The sequence below is a fragment of the Deinococcus multiflagellatus genome, assembly GCF_020166415.1.
GTDB lineage: Bacteria > Deinococcota > Deinococci > Deinococcales > Deinococcaceae > Deinococcus > Deinococcus multiflagellatus.
In genome coordinates, this window is the sequence record NZ_JAIQXV010000020.1 from 1 (window position 1) to 20,140 (window position 20,140).

At 68.5% G+C, this 20,140-nt stretch carries 19 protein-coding genes; all 19 read right to left on the minus strand.

What is annotated here, in order from left to right; translation table 11 throughout:
* A partial coding sequence (locus K7W41_RS18510; RefSeq protein ID WP_224611737.1) for a hypothetical protein occupies positions 1-618 on the minus strand: 618 nt, incomplete at its 3' end.
* Positions 618-1,097, minus strand: a complete 480-nt coding sequence (locus K7W41_RS18515; protein WP_224611738.1) for a hypothetical protein — start codon at positions 1,095-1,097, stop codon at positions 618-620. The genes K7W41_RS18510 and K7W41_RS18515, both read right to left, overlap by 1 nt.
* Before the next feature lie 72 nt (positions 1,098-1,169).
* Positions 1,170-1,973: a hypothetical protein gene (locus K7W41_RS18520; protein WP_224611739.1), complete on the minus strand. Its 804-nt coding sequence runs from the start codon at positions 1,971-1,973 to the stop codon at positions 1,170-1,172.
* The gene (locus K7W41_RS18525) at positions 1,973-3,337 is read right to left on the minus strand and encodes a hypothetical protein (protein WP_224611740.1); all 1,365 of its coding nucleotides are present in this window, start codon (positions 3,335-3,337) and stop codon (positions 1,973-1,975) included. The genes K7W41_RS18520 and K7W41_RS18525 overlap by 1 nt, the downstream gene beginning before the upstream one ends.
* Positions 3,334-3,801, minus strand: coding sequence for a hypothetical protein (locus tag K7W41_RS18530; RefSeq protein ID WP_224611741.1), 468 nt, complete (start codon positions 3,799-3,801; stop codon positions 3,334-3,336). The genes K7W41_RS18525 and K7W41_RS18530 overlap by 4 nt, the downstream gene beginning before the upstream one ends.
* The gene (locus K7W41_RS18535; RefSeq protein ID WP_224611742.1) at positions 3,798-5,405 is read right to left on the minus strand and encodes a hypothetical protein; all 1,608 of its coding nucleotides are present in this window, start codon (positions 5,403-5,405) and stop codon (positions 3,798-3,800) included. Before K7W41_RS18535 ends, K7W41_RS18530 begins: the two co-directional genes overlap by 4 nt.
* A gap of 15 nt (positions 5,406-5,420) precedes the next feature.
* Positions 5,421-7,811, minus strand: a complete 2,391-nt coding sequence (locus K7W41_RS18540) for a hypothetical protein (protein ID WP_224611743.1) — start codon at positions 7,809-7,811, stop codon at positions 5,421-5,423.
* 3 nt (positions 7,812-7,814) lie between these two features.
* On the minus strand, positions 7,815-8,165 hold the full coding sequence (locus K7W41_RS18545) for a hypothetical protein (protein ID WP_224611744.1): 351 nt from the start codon (positions 8,163-8,165) through the stop codon (positions 7,815-7,817).
* Positions 8,162-8,590, minus strand: a complete 429-nt coding sequence (locus tag K7W41_RS18550) for a hypothetical protein (protein ID WP_224611745.1) — start codon at positions 8,588-8,590, stop codon at positions 8,162-8,164. The genes K7W41_RS18545 and K7W41_RS18550 overlap by 4 nt, the downstream gene beginning before the upstream one ends.
* Positions 8,590-15,150, minus strand: a complete 6,561-nt coding sequence (locus K7W41_RS23585) for a phage tail tape measure protein (protein WP_318010924.1) — start codon at positions 15,148-15,150, stop codon at positions 8,590-8,592. The genes K7W41_RS18550 and K7W41_RS23585 overlap by 1 nt, the downstream gene beginning before the upstream one ends.
* A 63-nt stretch (positions 15,151-15,213) precedes the next feature.
* Positions 15,214-15,879, minus strand: a complete 666-nt coding sequence (locus tag K7W41_RS18560; RefSeq protein WP_224611746.1) for a hypothetical protein — start codon at positions 15,877-15,879, stop codon at positions 15,214-15,216.
* A 50-nt stretch (positions 15,880-15,929) separates the two neighbouring features.
* Entirely contained in the window at positions 15,930-16,403 is a 474-nt protein-coding gene (locus K7W41_RS18565) for a hypothetical protein (protein ID WP_224611747.1), read from the minus strand.
* Positions 16,400-16,660 (minus strand): hypothetical protein, encoded by a 261-nt coding sequence (locus K7W41_RS18570; RefSeq protein ID WP_224611748.1) that lies wholly within the window; start codon positions 16,658-16,660, stop codon positions 16,400-16,402. The genes K7W41_RS18565 and K7W41_RS18570 overlap by 4 nt, the downstream gene beginning before the upstream one ends.
* Before the next feature lie 83 nt (positions 16,661-16,743).
* On the minus strand, positions 16,744-17,121 hold the full coding sequence (locus K7W41_RS18575; protein WP_224611749.1) for a hypothetical protein: 378 nt from the start codon (positions 17,119-17,121) through the stop codon (positions 16,744-16,746).
* 72 nt (positions 17,122-17,193) lie between these two features.
* Positions 17,194-18,072, minus strand: coding sequence for a hypothetical protein (locus K7W41_RS18580; RefSeq protein ID WP_224611750.1), 879 nt, complete (start codon positions 18,070-18,072; stop codon positions 17,194-17,196).
* Between the two features lies 1 nt (position 18,073).
* Positions 18,074-18,496, minus strand: coding sequence for a hypothetical protein (locus tag K7W41_RS18585; RefSeq protein ID WP_224611751.1), 423 nt, complete (start codon positions 18,494-18,496; stop codon positions 18,074-18,076).
* Between the two features lie 3 nt (positions 18,497-18,499).
* A complete protein-coding gene (locus K7W41_RS18590) occupies positions 18,500-18,889 on the minus strand; it encodes a hypothetical protein (protein ID WP_224611752.1) in 390 nt (129 codons plus the stop codon).
* Positions 18,886-19,293, minus strand: coding sequence for a hypothetical protein (locus K7W41_RS18595; protein ID WP_224611753.1), 408 nt, complete (start codon positions 19,291-19,293; stop codon positions 18,886-18,888). The genes K7W41_RS18590 and K7W41_RS18595 overlap by 4 nt, the downstream gene beginning before the upstream one ends.
* 3 nt (positions 19,294-19,296) lie before the next feature.
* Complete coding sequence (locus tag K7W41_RS18600; RefSeq protein ID WP_224611754.1) at positions 19,297-20,118, minus strand: hypothetical protein; 822 nt, start codon at positions 20,116-20,118, stop codon at positions 19,297-19,299.
* Between the last annotated feature and the right edge of the window lie 22 nt (positions 20,119-20,140).

Sequence of the window (20,140 nt, forward strand, 5' to 3'; positions counted from 1 at the left end):
TAACAGGCGCGGCCCGACCTCGCGCAGGTCCACGAAGCCTGGGCCGTCATCCGTCCCGGTGTACACCCGGCCGGGCCCCAGCGTGGCCGCGCCGGGCAGGTCCTCGGGGTCCAGCGGGCCCGCCACCCCTTTGGGCAGATACGTGCCGCTGAAGAAGTTGAAGGCGGGCAGGTACATATTGGGGTTCGACAGGAAGCGAATCCCGGCCCGCTCGAAGCCCACCGTGCGGTTCACGTCCACCCACACCAGGCCCTGCGTGATGCGGGCCTTAAAGATCGCGTTGGTGGGCAACTGCACGGTCTGGTTCAGCTGCGCGACACGCCGGTTGGGCTGCTGCGCGTTCGGGGCCAGGGCCCAGGTGCCGGTGGCCAGCAGGGCATTGTTGGCGTCCAGCACCTCCACCGTGTGCCCCACCTCGAAATTGCTCTCGGATTCAAGGGCATCGAACGTGAGCGGCTGCAGGGCCTTGTACTCCGAGACGTGGTTGCCGCCCGCCAGGCTGCTCCCCACGCTGCTGCCGGCCACGGTGAACAGCCGGTACACCTGCGGGGGTTGCGCGCTCAGGCGCACTGCCCCAGCGGCGGCCGGGGTGGGCGGCGGCCGAAAGATGGCGCGCATCAGCTGCTCCCCCCGAAGGGCGGCGCGGTGCGCACGCCGCTCACCTCGACGTACAGGCTGACCGCTGGCCCGCCCTCATCGGCGGGCAGGGCGCGAAACGATTCGAGCTGGGCCCGGGTGTCGAGCGCAATGATGCTGCCCTCGGGCCACAGGGCGCCGAACGGCTGCCCCTGCACAGGCTGATAGCCCTCCACGCACGTCGTCCGGATGGCACCGCCCTGGACGTAGACCACGGCGGACATGCCCTGGCCCTCCACGCCGTCAATGAAGCTGGGGGGCAGGGCGGTGGGCAGGTCGTTGTCCGGCACCTGCACGGTGGTCGCGCGCAGCGCCTCGGTGTCCAGGGTCGGCGTGGGGCCTGGGGCACTGCCGCCGCCGCCCACCAAATCGGCCAGGGTTACCCGCACCACGCCACCGTTGCCATCGCTGGCCATCAGCAGCATCGCGCCCAGCACTCCAAAAAAGTCTTTCTCCTGCATGCGACTCCCTGCCCGGCGGAATGCGAAGCCCCCCACGGCCGGGCGCGTGGGGGGCCACTGAACGGAGCGTGATCAGGTCCGGCGGCGGGCGTACAGGTTCAGGACCAGCAGGGCGCGGGTCTGGGCCGAGGCGTCGGGCGGCGTGGTGACCTGCACCCGCAGGCGGTGGCTCACGATGGCCGGCACCAGGTCCACCGCCGCCGTCCACGTCCTCGTCCCCACCTGAAACACGGTCTTGAAGCCGTTCGTAAACCCGTCCAGGTCCGCCATGCCGATCAGGGCGTCATGCGCGTAGGCAAACCGCACGTGCTGGACGTGATAGGCCCCGCCTGAATCGGTGCAGGTCAGCACCCCCTCGGCATAGAACCAGCGGTTGGGGTTGGGCTGCATGTCCGGCGGCAGCTGGTCGGTGCCCGGAATCAGCTCAAAAGTGGTGCCCTGGCCCAGCGCCTGCCCGGCCAGCACCACGCGCTCCACCTGCGAAGCCCCTCTCCCGCCCTCCACGGCCACGCCCTGGGCGTGGCTCCCGGCAAACACGCTGTGGCCCCCCACGGCCATGCTGCCCACGCCGTCCGTGGTGCCCCCGGCCAGCGCCACGCTGTTCTCCGCATAGGCCTGACTGCTATCGCCCAGGGCGGCCGAATGGGCCCCGTAGGCGCCTGCCAGACGGCCGTGCGCGAAAGCCCCGTCGCCCTGGGCCTCGGCGCCAATCCCGCCGGCCGAGGCCCCATTGCCGCTGACCGTCACCGGCATGTCGGTGGGGCTGCCGGCAAGGCTGCCCACGCCGCCACCTCCACCACCGCCCTGCTCCAGGGTCTCAATCCGGTCCAGCGCGGCCTCGTGTTGTGCTTTGGTCACCAGTGGTCCTGCAGCCATCAGTTGCTCCTTTCGACGACCGGATAGCCGTCGGGGTCGGGGGTGGCGGTGCCGTCCGGCAGGGTCAGGTAGCCCTGCGCGTCGGTCGTGCCGCTCGCGTTCGTGATCGTGAGGTAGCCGTCAGCGTCGGTTTCGGTGGTGTAGGGCCCGGGGCTGCCGCCGCCCTCCAGCGAGCCGCCCACCGCTGGCACCAGGGCGCGCAGCAGCGTGGCCGCCCCGCTGTCGTCGCTGCGGTGCAGGCGGAGGATGCCTGGGGGCAGCACCATTGGGAAGGTGACGGGGAGAAAGTCCAGGGCGCCATCCGGCTGGAACGCCACGTCGGCGGGGATACCGGTCACCCCCTCCAGGCGAATGCCCGCGAGGCCGCCCGGCTCATCGGTGACGGGAAACAGCACGCCTTCCTCGGGGGTGGCGTCGGCGAGGGTGAACGTCACCGGCACGGCGCCGTACAGAATCCCGTCGCGCCCGTCCACCCCGTCGCGGCCGTCGGTGCCATCCACCCCATCCTTTCCGTCTTCGCCATCCTCCCCGGGTTTTGCCAGCAGCTGCAGCACGTTGACGTAGGCGCCCGCTTGCTTCTGGTAGATGTTGCCCGTGCCGCTGGTGTCGGCCCAGACGTCGCCGTCTGACCCTACGCCGTTGTCGGGCACGCCGGCCACGAAGCGCCATTCGCCGCCCAGCCGCACGCCGCCGCTGCTCGTCTGGCCCGTGCTCAGGTCGGCGGTGCCGTCCCCGTTGCGGATGGCTAGGTTGTCAAACCGCGCGGAGATCTGTTTGTTGTCCAGTGCCCCTTGCCCATTGGCTAGAAACAGCGTGAGCTGCGCGTTCACCATGCCGGCCACGTACCCGGCGGGCAGGGGCAGACTCAGGCCCATCTGGTTGCGGGTCAGCTGCAGCACGCCCGCGACCGGGTCAATGGTCAGCCGCACCCGCTGCAGGGTGTTCTCCTGCAACGGCGGCAGCTGCGCCGTGCGGGTGGTGGCCCCCACCGTGCAGGTCAGCAGGGTGCCGTCCCAGCGCACGGCAGCGCCATCGCCAGTCAGCTCAAACCCGCAGTCCACGCCGTAGGCGACGGGGACTGCGGGGGTCACGCCCACCGTCAGGTCGTATTGCAGCTGCAGGCCGCCGCCGCTCCAGCGGGCGGGGTTGAGGGCCGCCTGAATGCTGTCCACGGGGTCTTGGCCGGTCTTTCCGTTGGTGGAGGGCATGGGGCCCAGGACCAGCTGGCCCTGATCGGTGTACACCAGGGGCGGCGCGCCCTCCACCAGAACGACGGTGTAGTCGGGCCCTGGTGTGCCCCGGTTGAAGAAGTCGGTGAAGTTCCACTGCGCCGGATCGGGCGGCGGGTTTGTCGGTAGGGTCAAGGGAAACCTCCAGGAGAGAAGCCGCCCCGGCCCAGCAGGGCGCGGCTCACGGGCACGTCGAGGCGCAGTTCGGTGACGAGGGGCGTGCTGAGGGGGCCCACGGGCAGCAGGGCGGGGTGCCAGCCCCGGGCCAGCGGTCGGCCGGCGTTGTGCCCGAGCAGGGTCACCGGCCCGTGCACGGCACACACCGGCACGTCGCGCCGCACCCGCACGCGCAGCACGAGCACGCCCTCGCCACCCCCGGGAAACGAGTCAGTGAAGGTCAGGCGCAAGCGGCCACTGGCACTGGTCCGGTCATCCAGCTCCTCGGGCCAGCGGGTCGGCGGGTACGAAATGCGTTTGTCCAGCGCTTTTAGGGCACTGGCGCTGGGACGCCAGATCCCTTCCCGGAACTGTTCGACCGTCACGGGCCGCAGCCACGGGGCCTGGCCCCGGCGCAGCGCCTCGCCCATCAGGGGGCTCACGAGCCGCCCCCGGGATCGGGCGGGCCACCCCCGGCAAACACGTCGGCCAGGGTCAGAGGGAGCGACGGCACGGGCGGGTCCACGGGCGGCTTCGTGGGGCGCCGCTTAGGCCGCTTTTTCCACCACCAGAACGCGGGTTCGGTGCTGCCTTCGGGCGGCTCACCCGCCCGGGTGTCGCGCCAGGGGTCATACCGGACCACGGCGCGCAGCCCGCCGTCCGCGTCCCCCACGGCCAGCCCGCGCACCTCCCCCTGGGCGAATAGGGGGGCCAGCCCGGCGCCGCAGTCGCACAGGGCCCAGTGGGGCGGCCACGTGTGGGTCAGGGTCCCACTGGGATGGAATTCGCGGAAGGTATCGGGCGAGGTCCGCAGCACGTCCAGCTCGAAGTCCAGCAGCGGGAGGCGGGTTACACCAGCCGGCGTGATCAGGGCCACCGAACGGCCGAAGGCCGCGTGGTGCAGCACCCACACCTCGGGCACGCCCTGGGCGTTCACCGGCCCACACAGGGCCGCCCAGGAGCCGGTCTCGAACGTGTGCCCGTGGGCCTCCAGGCGGGCGCCGTCTTCGAGCAGGGCGTGGTTGTCGGTATAGGGCCGGTTCGGGCTGCCCCACACCGTCACGCCAGGGGCGACGAAGCGCGGGCCCTGGCGGCTGGGATAGGGGATAGGCGGGGCGCTGGGGGCGTCCACCAGCACGTCGCTGACCTGGATGGTGCGCCAGGGCGTATCTGGGTGGTTGGGGTCCTGGGGATTCGGGGGGGTTTCCAGCTGCTCCCATTCCTTGCGGGTGCGGTCAGGCAGGAACAGCTCCTGCAGCACGAAACCAGTCCCCCCCAGCGGGGCCAGGGGGTCCACGGCATAGACCTGCAGGCGCCGGCGCCACAGGGCCGTGGGGCCGTCCGGGGCGTCCTGGTCCTCGCCCACCCGGAACCAGGCCTCGCGCAGCCGGTACTCGGTGATGGTGTGCGCCGGAATGTCGGGTGTGGGCTCGGGGTAGTCCACCCCGGGCACGCGCACCCGCGCCTTGTAGATAACGAAAGGCCTGCTCAGCGTGATCGGGGTGACCTCCTCGCGCCCGTCGAAATACACCCGCGTGAGGTCATGCCGCGCCGTGAGCAGGCCGCCGCTCAGCGTCTCGCGGTCCACCACGGTCACGCGCGGGTCGTTCTTGTCCGCCCAGGCGTAATCCGAGCGGATGCCCAACGGCTTGAGGTCGGGGGGCTGGTCTTCGACCACCGGGTCGGGCAGAAACTCGGCCCAGCGCTCGATGTGGTTGACCACGCAGGGTCGGAGCGTGCGCAGGGTGCCGTCGTCCAGGGTCAGGACCGGGCGGTCGGTCAGAGAACCCGTGCCGACAAACGCCCCGAACGCATCCACCCCCGGCAGGTGACCGGGGGCGGGGCGCTGGGGGCTATCAAAGCTGGGGGGCGCTGGCGGGACGAAGGGGGCGTCCTCCGGCGTCTGAGGGGCCCGTGCGGGCCGGGGCCGCCCATGTACCTGCGGGCGCACGGGGGCACCCTTGCCCGGGTCATGCTGGCCGTCTTTACAGCAGCAGCAACACTCGCCCCTGAACAGCGCGAGCACCGCTTTGTCTTTCTTCTGCACTGTTCACCTCCCTGATCAGGCGAGTTCCTGCCCGTAATTGCCGGTCGCCGTGGCGCCGTAGCGCGGGTCATCAATCCACTCGATCTCGTCCAGTGGGGCGGGGGGCTGCGCGCCGGACACCCGCACAAAGCGGGGCTCGAAGATAGGCTGCTGGCCGTTGAAGCGGCCCGTGAAATGGTCGACCGTCACGCCGCCGATCTGCCGGAACAGCACAATGTCGCGGTGGACGTCGGGCAGGGTGGTGCCCTCCTGAACCTCGACCGTGTACGGCACGGGCAGGTGCGTGGTCACGTCGGCGGACTGGCCCCCACCCTGGACCTTCCAGCCGTAGCTCTGCACGTCCCCTTGCAGACCGCCATCGCCTTTCGGCGTCAGCTTCATACCGGGACCGATGGGCAGGGCCTGCACCTTGCTCCGGCTGACCGCCATGCGGGGGGCCAGACTCTGCATGACCATGCGGGCGTACTCCTCCAGCTTCGCCCGGTCCCGCGTCCAGCTCACCGTGCGGGTGACCTCGGTCCCCTGTTTGCCCTGCGGGCTGGTCACCCGCACGCTGTTGGGCAACGCCCGCTTGCGCACCGCGCACGGATCGGGACAGCGCACGCTGGGCGGCGCGGCGTCCATCTTTTCCATGCCACTGGTGATCGTGCCGCCACGCAGGGTGACGCGCACCGGCTCCAGACTGTCCTCGTCATACAGCACGACGGGAATATTGCCAGTCTCCTGCCAGAGCATGACCCAGCTCAATCCGTCCGGCAGGTAGTTCTCGATGCGCACCCGCTCCAGGTATTCGTGTGGTTTCACCGGCCCACGGTCCTTGAGCTCGCCTTCCGGCTCACTTTGCTTGACACTGGTGAGCTTCGTGGACCGCTGGAGTTTGGCCCTCAACCATCCTTCCGGGCTCCAGTGCTGCTCCAGAACCTCGATCTCATCCCCCAGCAGGTCGCCCACGGCGGCCGCCCCGAGATATCCGTACCGGCCGATGATTTCCGTCCTGGTCCGGGTGGCCACGGTGTAGCTCCAGGACCGCTTCCGCGTGAACTGGCGCAGCAGCATATCCGTGCAAGTCGGGTGGTAGGTCGTTTCCGTTTCCTCCAAGCTGGTGAGCACGTTGCTGAAGTCCACGTCCACGGTTTTGCCATCCACCTGTTCCTGCACGCTGAACGATTGAACGGTCGCGCGGTACACGCCCACCAGCTGGCCGTTCACCCGGTGATACCCCGTGATGACTTCGCCCTTCCCATCCGGAATGGGGTCAATCTTCGACCAAGCCTTGTTCGGTTGAATGGCCTGTTCGAAGGCCTCCGGGTCGGGGGCCAACTCAATCAGGGTGGCCAGCTCGGGCAGGGGCACCAGGAGATCTGCGCCTGTGACGGTGACCGAAGCGGGAAAGTGACCGCTTTCCCGACGCCGGGTGCCACCACTGATCACCTGATCACCGCTCACCTGCACGTCGCCCTCAGTGATGCCTGGGGGCAGCAACAGCAATCGGGTGACACTGCCTTCACGTCGGATGACCGGCCGGTAGCCGACGGCGAGATATGTGTCATCCAGCACCTGCTGCGGCGACTTGCCTTTGGTCGAATACGGCATCTCGAATTCGGTCCAGTGCTCACCCGCCAGTGGATCACCCCCCACCACGGTGAGACTCAGACCCGCCGCCGCCACGGCCTGACGCACGATGCTGCCCACCGGCGCGGTCTGCAGCTGCAGCCGGGCCGCGCAGGGCGTGTCGCGCGTAGGACGGGGCGTGGGGGTGAGCATGAAGGGCACGAGTTCCGGCAGGCGCACCGTGCCCAGCGACGTGGCGGCTGGGGTGTACGCCCGCAGGGTGGTCTGCACCGCCCCACGGGCGTCGCTCACCTCGTACTGGTCATCCAGCGCCAGCTGAATCTCAGTGCGGGCGGTCACGAACTCGTAGTTCTGTCTGGCCCGGGGTTTGGGGGCGCCCGGCGGCCCACTGATGGCCCCGGCCTTTCCGCTGTGCCCTTGACTGGTCAGGGTGACCCGAACCGGCGCCCCAGCAGCGGGGATGACCTCGCCGGGCAGCACGAGGGTGGCGGTGGGTCCGCTGCCGTCGTCGCTGTAATCGGCGCTGATCAGCGGGCCGAGCGGACTCTCGGCCGTGACCACGAGGGGCCGCACGCCCTGAATGACGTCCACAGGCGGTTTGGGCACAGGGGCAGGCTGGCCCGGCTGGGAACGGTGGGTCACGAAGGCCAGGGTGTGGTGCACCAGTTCCACTTCCACCCAGGGCTGTGTGGCGGCGAAATGGGTGAACTCTTCATCGCCCAGCCAGCCACCCCGGGCGAGATGGACGAACTGCACCTCCTGCAGGCTGGTGGCCGTGGCCTCATGGATCAGGGTGACGCGCGGCCGCGTGCGCCGGGTCAGGACGTTGAACATGCGTTACCTCTGGTACGAGATGATCAGGCGCCCGTGGTCCGCCCCGGTCTGCGTGGTACCGGCAGGGGTGGTCCAGGCCTCCACAATCAGGACGCTGTCCCCTGGAGCGAGCAGCTCGTCGCCCAGCGGGGACGTCCATTGGGCGGTCAGCGCCACGCCATTGGCGCTGACCAGGTATTCGCCCGGCACCGCGCCGTCCTGGAGCACGCGCAGGCGCAGCCCCGGCACCGGCTCATCACCGGTGTTCACGAGGCGCAGCTGGCGGCTGGCGGTGGTGGTGCCGGGCGGCACGCTGCCAAAGTCGGTGGCGGGGGCCAGGGTGCCGTCGAGTTGCTGGAGTTCAAGCTGTTTCACGTGGGCCTCCCGAGAATGACGGCCTCGAAGCCGCTGTACGTCCAGTACTGCTCCATCGGCACGCCGTCCGGGCCGGCCTGCACCGCGTGGAGCGTGGTGTCGAAGGGGCTGATCACCACGGCGTCAATCCAGACCCGCCCGGTGCTGAGCGTGTAATTTTCCGAGATGGTCACCAGATCGCCGGGCAGCAGGTTGCGCAGGATGTCGGCCTGGTTATTGGTGACCGCGATATTGGTGCCCCCGGCAATCGTGATGCGCGTGGCCTGGATATCGGGCGGCAGCTGCGCCAGGCTCAGGCCGCTGGCCAGGGCGAGAATGTTGAGGTTGCGCTCCGTCTTCGCCTTCACGTAGCCGGTTTCGGGATCGGGCGCCGCCGGCCCGAAGGCGACGGGCCCGACCGTCAGGTAGCGGTCCTGCCAGACCATCAGCAGTCGTCTCCATTCCAGGCCTTGTCGCGCATGGCACTGGTCACGCGCTGGTCGACCACCTCATTCACGAAGCGGCGTAGGTCCTGGGCGCGGTCCTCGCCCGCCTCGAACGTGGTGGTGAATCCCCAGTGGTTATTGATGATCACGGTCTTGTTGCCACCTCCTGAAGTGGTCTGGTTGACGGGTGGGGGCGGGGGGGGCGGCGGCCCGCCCGCCGCCGCCGTGGCCGCCGCCTGCGCGGCCTGCGCGCTGACCTGCGCGGGCGGGGGCGGGGCCGGGCGGCTGATGACGGTGGTCACGAGATAGCTGCCCGCCGCATTGATGGACGCGCGCAGGGCCGCCGCCACCGCCGCCAGCTCCTGGGCCGACGCCACGTACTCACGTGCCGTGGCCAGCTCCTGATCGGCGAGGCGGGCCCGCTCGGACAGCAGCTCCCCCTCGCGTTCCAGGCGCAGGTGGTCGGCCTCCAGCTGGGCGCGGTGCAGTTCCTCTTCCCGGTCGAGCAGCGTCACCCGGTCCTGAGCAGCGGCTGCCTCGCGGTCGTACACTACGCCCAGCCGGTCCAGCTGCTCCAGCAGGTCGGACACGGCTTTGGTGTTGCTGACGCCAACCGACACCCCGCTTTGCCGCAGCAGCGCCTGCTGCTTGCGCAGACGTTCTTCCTGTTCGGCCAGGGCCGCCGAGGTTTTCTGAATCGCCGCCGGATCACCGTCCCGCACGGCGTTCTGGGTGGCCCGCAGGAGGCTGTCACGGCGCTGCTGGAGCGCGTAGAAGCGGTCAATCTCCGTATTGACGTTGACCCGCTCGCGGGCCTCGCTGCCGCTGACCGCCCGCCGCAGGCGCTCCGTGGCCCCCTGCACGCCGTCCATCTGCCCCACCAGCTTTTCGTACTCGCCCTGCAGGGCCCGCACGGCGGCCCGTTCGTCGCTGATGGCCTTGATCAGCCCCTCCGTGGCTGTTTTGGCACGTTCCTTGTTCTCGCCCTTCTGGGCGGCGTTGTACTCGCGCTGGGCCTGTGCCAGGCCCTGGCGGCTGCGGGTCAGGGCGGCGCTGGCGCCCGCCAGGGCGCGGGTGCCCTCGGTGCCCTGGGCCAGCTGAGTGTCGAGGTCCTCTTCGGCCTGCACCAGCGCGCGGTTCAGGTCGGCCGCCGCCTTGCGCGCCAGATTCAGCTTCAGCTGGGTGTCGGCCAGCAGTCCCTCCTGCATGATCAGGCCGCGCCGGGTTTCGAAGGTGGACACCCCGGCCAGTTCCAACGTTTCCAGAGAGTCGCGCAGTTGGTCCACCATCGCCTGCTGCGCCTCGGCCACACTTTGCAGCCGCTGCACCTCCACCGTGGCCGCCCCCAGCGCGGCCTTGCGGGCCTCGGTCAGGTCAGGGACAATCGCCCGGGTGGCCTGCTCGGCGGCAGCCCGGCGGGCGTCGTTGAGGGCCTGTACCTGCTCGGTTTCCTGGGTGAGCAGGTTGACCCGCTTGGTCTGCAGGTCGAGGCGCTCCTGTTCGGTGAGCAGGTTCGCGTCGGCCAGGGCCAGCTGCCGTTCCAGTTGCGCGATCTGCCGCTGGGTGACCCCCAGGGCGGTGGCCTGATCGCGCAGGCTGTCCTGGCCGGTGCGGGTGCGGGCGGCGTCCAGGGCGAGCATCGCCTCGCCATATTCGAAGGCCTGCTGGTCCAGGCCCATGACGAACTGGCGGATGGCCCGTTGCTGCTCGTACAGGCTGGTGAGTTTCTGGGTCCGTTCCGCGATCAGGTCCAGCGTCTGGGCCTCGGTGAGCCCCCGCGCCCTGGCCTGGGCGATCTGCCCATCGATCTGATCCAGTTCCTGCTGGGTGGCCACGAGGCCAGCCTGTTTCGCGGCGAGCACCTCGGCGCTGGTGCGGGCCACGGCCGCGCCGTAGGCCACCTGCGAGGCCACCACACGGTCCTGCGCGGCGAGCAGCTCGTCCTCGGCCTTTCGGGCGTCCTCGCGCTGTTTCTGGGCCTTTTCACGCGCATCCTCGTCTTTCTTGCGGGCGTCATCGGCCCGATTCTGTGCCTCCTCTTCACGGCGTTTGAGATCGTCCAGCACGCCTTTTCGCGCCTCGGCGTTGCTGGCCAGGCCCTGTTCAGCCTGAACCTTCAGCTCCTCGCTGCCCTTCTGGCGGGCCAGCGCCAGGCGGGCCTCCCAGTAGGCCGCGTCCTGGGCCAGGCGCCGCTGGTAGGCGCCGGCGTCACCCGTGGCCTCGTACCGGGTGCGGGCGAGCTTGAGGGCCGCCGCCTGGTCCTTGTCCTGCCGCTCGCGTTCGAAGGCCTGTTCCGCCGCCAGAATGGCCAGCCCGCGCTGCTGGGCCGCAGTCGTGCGGATGCGGGTCAGCTCCGCTTCACTGCGCAGGTATCGCTCGCGCAGGGCGGGGGACAGGTCGGTCTTGGCCAGCTGGTCGCGCAGCGTCCGCAGCTGCTGGTCGGTGTCGCGGATGATGTCGTTGAAGGGCGCGGCGGCGCCGCTGCGGGCCTTGCCGAGGGGGGTCTGGTCGATGTCGGCCAGGCGCTTTTGCAGCTCGGCAGCGGTGCGCTCCGCCTCCCCCAGTTCCTCGCGGAATTCGCGCACGTTGTCGGCCTGAATCTCGTTGATGGAGCTCAGAGCCTTGTCGATGGCCGCGACCTTGCCCCCGTCACCGGCAGCCTGGGCGCGGGCCCGCTCGGCCTGGAGCACCCGTTCCAGCTGGCGCAGCTCAGCGGCCGTGGCGTCCCGGGCGCCCTCCATGCGCCGGTCTAAGCCTTCCTGGTAGATCGCGGTGCGTTCCTGCTGCACGCGTTCCTCCAGCTTGAGTTGCTCATCGGCCAGTTTGGTCTGGCCGTCCAATTCGAGGAGACGCAACCCATTGATGAGTTGGGTCCGGGCCTCGCGTTCCAGGGCCGCCCGCTGGTCGCCCGCGCTGGCCGCGTCCCGCATCTGTTGCAGGTACGTGGTGCGCAGGGCGCTGCGCTGCGCCTCCGCTTCCAGGGCCAGTTGCTGCTGGCGCAACCGGAGGAACTGGGGGGCGTAGCGCTGCTCGATCGCCAGCCGGGCCTGGGGGACGTCCCCGGCCATGGCCAGCTCCCGGTCCCGCTGCCCCTCCAGCACCCGGATCACCGCGTCGCTGATGCGCACCTGGCTGCTGAGGGTCTCCTGCTGCGCGGCACGCACCTTGTCGAGGCGCTCCTGGGCGATCTGCTCCAGCTCTTTATCACGCTGACGTTCCAGGGCTAGGATCTGGCGGTTTTGCAGGACCTGCAGCTGACCCGCCTCGTCCTGGAACTGCCGGCGATCGCCGCTGGACAGGTTCTTGTTCTGGGCGTTGCGCAGCAGCTCGGCGATCTGGGGGGCGTAGGTGGTCCGCAGGTCCTCAATCTGCGCATTGAGTTCGCTGCGGCGCCGGGCCAGGGCGTCGTCGGAGAGGGCAGCCTCTGCCGCCCGCACGTCGCGCTCGTGGCCCAGGCGCACCTCTTTCTGCTTGTCCAGGGCATCCTTAACCAGGGCGGTCTGCTCACGGGCCTGCTGCGCGCGGATCTCCGCCAGGCCTTTTTGCAGGTCCGAATTGTTCAGGTCGAAGTTGAAGGCCGTTTTGAGCTTGATCGCCAGGGCATCGAACTGGTTGCCCAGCTGCTCGATCTGGCCGCCCAGTTCGGTCATGCCCTTGACCCGCAGCTCCAGCTGGCGACCGGCGAGTTCCTCGCGCAGATCCTTCAACGCTTTCTTCTGTTTCTCGACTTCCTTCGGGTCGATGTTGATGGGCTTCACGGGGGGACGGCGCGCGGCCTCGGTGTTCAGGCGGGTCAGTTCCGCGTGGTAATCCTGCACCGCTTTGCGCCTGCGCGCGATGTCCTCCTCGTCCCGCGAGGTTTTGCGTTCTCCAGTCCAGAACTCTTTGTCGAAGATTGTGGTGGCCTGCACCTGCCCCATCTCGGCGTCGGCCAGGCTTTGCACGGCCAGCAGGTACTTCGCCTTGACATTGTTCAGCTCACCCCCTTCTTTGTTGAGTTCACGCACCCGCTTCATGGTCGACTCGTGACTGGCCTGATTCGAGGCGTCGATCTCGTCGTAGGTGCGGCGCATCTCGCTGTAATGGTTGTTCAGCGCCACAGCGGCTGCGGTGGTGCCCGCGATGACCAGCAGCCACGGGTTAGCGGCCAGGAAAGCGGCGGTGGCTTTGGCGGCCGCAACGATCGCCGGAATGAAGGTCGTTTTGATGGCGGTGGCCGCCCCGACGATGGCCAGCCTGGACGCCGCGAAGATGCCGGGCAGGGCGGTCCAGGCCCCAATCACGGCGGTCTTGATCATTTCCTGTCGCAGGTACACAAAGGCCAGACCGACCCCGGTCACCACGATGGCCGTGTTCTGCATGAGCTGCCGGAGGCGCTCGCCGTCGTTCAGGAACAGGCGCACGCTCTCCACCACGTTCCGGATGCCCTTAATGATGCTGGTCAGGGCGGGCAGGAAGATCAGGCCGATCATGGCGGTGAACGCTTCCCACTCGGCGCGCAGCACCTTCACCTGACCGGCGTAGCTTTCCATGCGCTCACGGGCGACCCGGGCGGCCTCACCCTGCAGGCCCATCGCCTTGATGTTCTCCTCAATGGCCTCGTTCGTGAAACCGAAGAAGGCGCGGGCAGCGCGACTCGCGTCCGACCCAAAGATGTCGGTGATCAGGCCGTTGCGGCGCTCGTCGGACAGCTTAGCGAGCTTCTGCCGGGTCTCTTCGAGCACTTCGCCCAGGGGCCGGGTGGCGCCAGCCGCATCGTAGAAACTGACCTCCAGTTGCTTCAGGGATTTCTTCGCAGTATCGCTGGGGGCCTGCAGGCTGGTGAGGAATGTTTTGAAGGACGTGCCCGCATCGGCCATCTGCTTGAAGCCTGCCTGGGCCAGCGTGGCGGCGTACCCGGCGACCTGCTCGATGTTCAGCCCGGCGTCCTTTGCGGCGGGGCCGAGCGAGGCGAAGAACTGACTCAGGTCAGAGGCGGTTAGGGTCGTCTTGTTGGCGAAGTTGGCAAACACGTCCGCCACGCGGGGCAAATCATCTGCCACGAGACCGAATGCGGTCATGGCGGAGACCGCCATGTTGGCCCCTTCCCCTGCCGTGATGCCAGCGGCACCGGCGAGGTTCAGGGCACCCGTGAGCCCCCCACCGATGACCTGCTGGGCACTCAGGCCGGCCTTGTTGAGCTCCAACATGGCCAGCGCCGCGTCTTTCGGCCCCACGCCCAGATCCAGCCCAAGGTTCATGGCGGCGTCTTTCAGCTTGACCATTTCCTCCGCGGTGGGCTGCGTGAGGGCCTTGATGTTGACCAGCTGCTCTTCGAACGCGGCGCCGCTGTTGACCACAGCGGTGAAGGCGGTGGCCAGCACCGTGATCGCGGCCGCAGCGGTGCCCGCCACGAACGCGAGGGCCTCGGCGCTGATGGCCACCCGGCTGATGGCACCGGCACCGTTCAGGGCAGACCTGGACAGCCCGTTGAAAGCGCCTGCGCTGCCCCCAATCGTCTGGGCCAGCTTGGGGCCCGCCAGGCCCTGCAGGGCGGCGTTCACGTTCGCTTTGGCCGTATTTCCCAGCTCGGCAGCCGCTTTGGCCACCTGCGCCTGGCCGGACTTCATGCCCAGAGCGAGGCCCTCGGCCGCGTTCAACCCGAACATCTGGGTGATGCGGCTGGGACTGCGGATCTGCAGACGGGTTTTCAGGGCAGAGATGACCTCGTCCCCCAGGTCCTGGGCGCCTCTGCCCACCTTGGGCTTGCCGGCGCCCATGCCGGTGAACAGCCCGGTGTTGATGGCACCGCCCAACCCAGCCGCGAGCACGCCCAGGGGACCACGAATGCGGGAGATGCCGTCCAGGATGGCGATGCCCGCGTTGTAGGCGAAGCCCCCCTTGGTGGCTTCGCCCATCGCCCCGTCGATGACCCGCTGCGCCTGCGTGGCCAGCTGGACAGCCTTGAGCGCCGCGTCGCCACTGGTCCCGCCAGCTGCCGCGAGTTTCAGCAGCTCGTCACGGAGTTTGGCGGCACTCTTGGCGGCCTGTTCGTCGGTCAGGACCTGCAGACGCCACAGGTTGTTCACGGTGCCCAGCGTCTGCGCGTACGCCTTCATCTGGCTGTCAGCGGTCTGGAGACCCTTGGGCTGGCCGAGCGAGCTCATGGCCGTCTGGACGCTCGCGCTGGTGGTGACCAGGCCCGTCATGACGTTGCTGAGGCGCGCGGCCGCCCGGCTGCCCTTGTCCAGCCCAGGGGCCATGAGTTCGGCCTGGGCGGTGAGGCGGGCGAGGCGTGTTTCGAGCACGCGCAGCTGGTCGTCGGTGGCGTTATCGCCCAGGCGCTTGAGTTCCTGCTGCACCACGCGCAGGCGGTTGCTCAGGCGGTCCAATTGGCTCTCCTGAGCACGGCGCTCAGGACGGGTGCCCGGGTCTGGTGTGGGCTTGGGGAGGGGCGGCAGGTTGAATTTGATGGGGGCTTCACGCTCGCGGAAGAGTCGCGCGAACCGTTGCTCCATCTCCTCGATGACTCGGATGGGCTGGGACGCATCCAGCAACATCGTGTCGCGCACTTCAGCCACGGGGTGTTCCTCCAAAGAAAAGTGCCCGCTCTATCGCGGGCACTGGAATGACGGGGTGAGGTGTTAGCGGTTGGCTTTTCCTGATCGCCAGACCACGATCTCGTTCTTGACGACGTTGACCATGAAGGTCATGTCGATTTTCGGGAAGTACAGCATTTTCAGCACCCTCGGGTTGCCGCTTTCCAGTTGCAGCGGCGTGTACGGCCCGAGTTTTGCCACGTAGTAGGCGCTGTCCCACCGGTCGCCGGAGTTGACGTTCAACCGCACCCAGCGCTGCAACTCAATCTTGTTCTGCGCGGCGCTGACCGACTGCCCGGAGGCCCCCAGCCTGACCTGTGTAACGGCCTCCAGGGGCGCCTGGAGGCCCAGGCGTGAGGCCACGGCGCGGTTCGCCTCCCAGTTCGGGTAGAACGACACCTCGACGTCGTACGTGCCTGCCGGCAGCTTGCTGCCCACCGGCATGACCCGCTTTGTGCCGTCAATCAGGATGGACGCGCGGCCACCCTTGACCAGCACGGTCTGGAAGTCTGTGCCGATGAAGGCGTCACTGGGCTTCTGGTTGGCCAGCCCCAGGTTCACGGACAGGGAAGCGCCGTCCGGCAGGTTGGTCGTGATGTCGGCCTGCACCTGGTAGGCGCTCTTGGCGGTCGCCTTGACCTTGAGGGTGTAAGTGGCGGCGTGGGCCATGCTAGCGACCGCCAGCAGGCCCAGGAACAAGGCAGATTTCATGATTCAAGGTACACCTCGCCCCGGGGGCTGGGTTGCCTGATGTGTGGTGCTCAAGCCCACAACTCCTGCAGCAGCTGCCGGATGCGCTGATGGGTCCGGTACCGGGCGGCAAACAGCGCGGGGCCGATGAAGGGCCCGGGGAGCAGGTACGCGCGGCCGCTGCGCCCGAACCGGAGCAATCCACCGGGCGGCAGGGCCTCCAGGTACCCGGCCAGCTGCGCCGGCGTGAGCGCGTGGGGGCCGGTGCCGTACTCCACGAAGCTGGCGTGATTCGCCCGGTCCCCCACCTGAATGCCGATGGTGCTGCCGTTTGCATGCCCATCGGCGTAGATGCCTTTGAGCAGCTGCCGGGTGCGGCGGTACTCCCCCCGTACCGTGTCATACACGTTCAGCATGGCCCCGCGTTTGGCATGCAGCTCGGCCGTGCGGGCGCCCTGCTGGGCCAGGGCGGGCAGGTTGCGCCGGAGCAGATCCGCGCGCTTCTGGTAGAGCCCAGCACTGCCGCGTTTCACTTTCACCTTCATCGCCGTTGCCTCCGCTGGGCGCGCAGGGCCGCCCAGGCCGCCCGATCACGGGCCAGCTGCGCGTCCTGCGTGTTGGGGGTGGGGCCGGGAATACCAGCCAGTTCCCGCAGGTGCGTCAGGTACGCGTCCCGCTCGGTCGTGTCGTAGTCGTAGACCTGCGGGGGTGGGTCGCCTTTCCCCACCCATGTGACCTTCACGCCGAGGTGCTCGTTCTCCACCATCGCGTGGTACCGCCGCGCCGCGTCCTTCCGGATCAAGGCAGCCCTCACGTCCTCGAACGCTGCAGGGGGAAGATCCAGGGCCCCGGCCCCCATGCCCACAATGAGGTCCGCGAGGTCCTCTAGGTGCTTTCGGGTGGGGTCGGGTGCGTCTCCAGGGTGCTGAGCTCGGCCTGCAGGAGACGCTGGTACAGCCCGAGGGGTTTTGCTGCCACGTCCTCAACGCGGTTGAGGTCGAAGATCGCCTGCAGCAGGTCCGGCAGATCCGGGCCGTGCACCTGGGTGCGGTCCTCGTCACTGGGTATGGCGGCCAGCAGCACGCGGTCCAGCAGGGGTTGCAGGTGTTCCTCCTGATCTGGACTGTCGCTGGCGCGTTCCCGGAACGCTTTCAGGAGGGTGCGCAGGTCAGCGTAACCAGCGGCGAACGCCTTGTACGGCCAGGGCTCCAACGTGATGGTGACGCCGCTGGCCAGGGTGTGCGGGCGACTGTAGTAGCTCATGGGATTCTCCCGGGCAGTGCAGAAAAAGGGTCCAGGCCAGGGCGCGGGGCCCCGGCTCGTTTATGGGATGGCTCAGGCGTAGTACCCGGCGATGATCTTGTCGATCACGCCGGTGACGCCACTGGCGGGCACGTTCAGGATGTCGAAGCCGCTGCTGATGCGCTCCACTTCGAAGTCACCCACCGTGGCCGGGATGGTGTAAGCCCCAGCACCGAGGATGGTGTAGGCGAAACGCAGGCTCGTCTCGTTGGCGCCGTCACGCCCGGCGGCGAAGCCGTCACCACGCAGGCTGATGTTGGGGGCCACGAAGATCTCGCTCGTGCGGCCCGCGATCGCGCTGGTGGTCACGTCAATGAGCATGCCTGTGAAGCTGGCGTGGTTGCGCGGGATGATGATCAGGCCACCCTGCGCGTTGGCGATCAGGCCGCGATCGGTAAAGGTCACGCCGCCGCTGGTGTTCGTGCTGCCGTCCGTTTTCCAGCCGGTGGGCTCTGTGCTGCTGGTGGTGCCGGCCGTGGTGACCTCGTAGTAGTGCCCGTTCGCCACGGTCGGCACCACCAGGTCGCCCAGAACGTAGGCCGTATTGGCGGCAAATGGTTCAGCAGCGCTGGCATCGTCCGTCGCATCCTTGTACACGGCGCTGCCCGCCCACAGACCGCGGATGGCGAGGTCCTTGGCGCTGACCGTTTCGAAGGTGCCGGTCTCCTCGGTTTTCGTGGTGACGCTCAGGACGGTCTGCGTGGCGCCGTACACAGCAGACTCGATGTTCTTCGTGGTGGGCGTGTAGGTCTCAGCGGGGTTGCGCACGTGGCCCAGGTGAATCGGGAACTTGGTGGTCCCGTCATAGAAGGGGCTGTCCTTGTCCGGCACGTACAGGCGGTACCCGCCGACGAGGTCAATGGACTTGGCGTCCAGCACTTTCGGGTTCTGCGTTTTGGCGAGGTCGTACATTTCAGACTCCTATGGCGCGCGTCTCAAAGGTGAGGACGAGGCGCGCGTGGTCCTGCTCTTCAAACGTCTGGCGGGCAGTGAACGCGAAGGGAGTGGGCTGCACCGGCGTGCTGGCGAGCGCGCGGCGCACCTGATCGGCAATGGGGTTGGCCAGGGCCAGGGTGGGGGCCATGACGTCGATCTGCAGCTGGCCCAGGTCCAGGGCGCCGGTGTGGAACGTGCCCTGAGGGTGGTACAGCTGCACATAGCCAAGGGGTGAGCGCTGCTCGAAATACACCTGCAGGCCGCTGCGACCCTCGTCCAGCGGGCGGCCGTCGCTGTCGGTTTCCTGCCAGTCGGCCGGTTCCAGCACCTGACGGGGCTGGAGAAGGGGAACGCCTTCGGGCAGGGCGGCGCGCAGGCAGGCTGTGATCTGGTCCAGCACGCTTCACCTCCGGATGATGCACAGGGCCCGGCCCATGTCGGTGAAGTCATCGCGCTGGCCCCAGCTGCGCACTTCCAGGCGGCCCCCGTCCCACCGCTCCTGCAGGAATGAGCCTTTCGGTGGCCGCGTGACGGTCGGGTCGACCGTGAGGATGCGGATGTCGCGGAAAGGCACGTCCTCCGCTGTGGCGAACGCCTGGGCAGCGGCCACTTCATCACGGCTGCCTTCCACCGGATCTTTCACGCTAAACGTGCAGGGGTACAGGGTGGTGCGGCTGCCCTGCGTGTGTTCGAACGTGCCCTCGTGCCGGAACATCAGCGACGCGTTCCGGCGAATGGCCTTCGCTGCCTGCGCGCGCTTCCGGTCCAGCCGGGGGTCTGCGCGCCGGGTCACCGCAGCCCCCACTCCGCGAACTCAGGCTCCGGGTTCGCCTGGCCCACCTGGGCGACCGGCGTGACGGGCGCGACCAGACCAGCTTCCGTCTCCGCATCCTTCAACCAGCCCTGGAGCAGATTCACGCGCGCCATCACGTTTTTCTCGGTCGTGATGCTCCCCTCCGCGCGGAACTTGTCATCCTCGCCGATCAGGATCTGGATCACGGCCTTCAGGGCCAGCACCCGCACGTGCGCCCGCCGCTGCTGAAGACTGACCCCCTCTCGCTCGCTGGCCAGCTCCACCCAGAGATCCACCAGATTCTGGTAGGCCGTGGGCTCCAGATTGAAGTCTGCAGCGGTCAGGTGCTGCTCCCCGTGCAGGCGGCGCACCATGTCCGACCCGGTCAATTCCGGGGCGGTCACGGCTCAGCCCTCGGCCGACTTGAAGTGCGCCTCAACCAGGGCCACGATCTTCGCCGCCTCCTCGTCCGTGATGCCCTCAATTGCGGTGAGCTGCTTGGCCGGGCGGCCGCGCAGGCTCTCGTAGGTGGTCAGGCCCATCTTCGACAGGGGGCCACGCCTCAGGAAGTTACCGGGTAGATCCGTCCCCTGCGCCGTGCCGTACAGGGTCTCGAAAGTTTCCACGCGCTTTTTCAGGGCGTCGCGGTCCTGCAGCACGCGGGCAATCACGGCGGCTGGCTTGGGGGGCGTGGCGGCGGCGCGTTCCTCGTCCGAGTACTCGCCCTGCAGGGCCGTGGCCACCCCGGTCAGTTCCGCCTGCAGCTTCTCGTCGCCCGAGCCAGCGCCCGCCTGCAGATTTTCGACCTGCTGCTGGAGATCGGACGCGGTGCGCTGGTGCTGCGCCGCCGTGCTGTTTGCGGCCTGCAGGTCCCCCTGCAGCGTCGCAATCCGGCTATCCCGCTCTTTGAGGCTGGCGCGCAGGTCCACTGTTTCGCGGGCGTCCCGCCTGGCCTGCTCCAGTTCCGCGCGCAGGCCAGCGAGTTCCTGCGCGGCTTTCTGCGCTTCAGCGCGGGCGGCGGCGGCCTCCGGGTTGCGGCGGCGCTCGATCTCCTCAGGCTCGGCGAGGAATCCCTTGTTCAGGTACTCGCGCGCTTCTTTCACCTGCGCTTCGTTGTCAGGGTCCACGTCGTAGGCCTGCCCCGGCTGGAGGAACGTTTGACGGGACTCCACCCACAGCAGAGCGGTGGTCACAAGCTGCTTGGGCAGGGCCGAGCTTTTATTGGTCATGGGATACCTCAAAGGACGCCGC

Coding starts and splice junctions, on each gene's coding strand:
- K7W41_RS18600 (WP_224611754.1), bottom strand. CDS start 20,118: ATGACCAATAAAAGCTCGGCCCTGCCCAAGCAGCTTGTGACCACCGCT.
- K7W41_RS18550 (WP_224611745.1), bottom strand. CDS start 8,590: ATGGTCTGGCAGGACCGCTACCTGACGGTCGGGCCCGTCGCCTTCGGG.
- K7W41_RS18560 (WP_224611746.1), bottom strand. CDS start 15,879: ATGAAATCTGCCTTGTTCCTGGGCCTGCTGGCGGTCGCTAGCATGGCC.
- K7W41_RS18575 (WP_224611749.1), bottom strand. CDS start 17,121: ATGAGCTACTACAGTCGCCCGCACACCCTGGCCAGCGGCGTCACCATC.
- K7W41_RS18565 (WP_224611747.1), bottom strand. CDS start 16,403: ATGAAGGTGAAAGTGAAACGCGGCAGTGCTGGGCTCTACCAGAAGCGC.
- K7W41_RS18540 (WP_224611743.1), bottom strand. CDS start 7,811: ATGTTCAACGTCCTGACCCGGCGCACGCGGCCGCGCGTCACCCTGATC.
- K7W41_RS18520 (WP_224611739.1), bottom strand. CDS start 1,973: ATGGCTGCAGGACCACTGGTGACCAAAGCACAACACGAGGCCGCGCTG.
- K7W41_RS18515 (WP_224611738.1), bottom strand. CDS start 1,097: ATGCAGGAGAAAGACTTTTTTGGAGTGCTGGGCGCGATGCTGCTGATG.
- K7W41_RS18580 (WP_224611750.1), bottom strand. CDS start 18,072: ATGTACGACCTCGCCAAAACGCAGAACCCGAAAGTGCTGGACGCCAAG.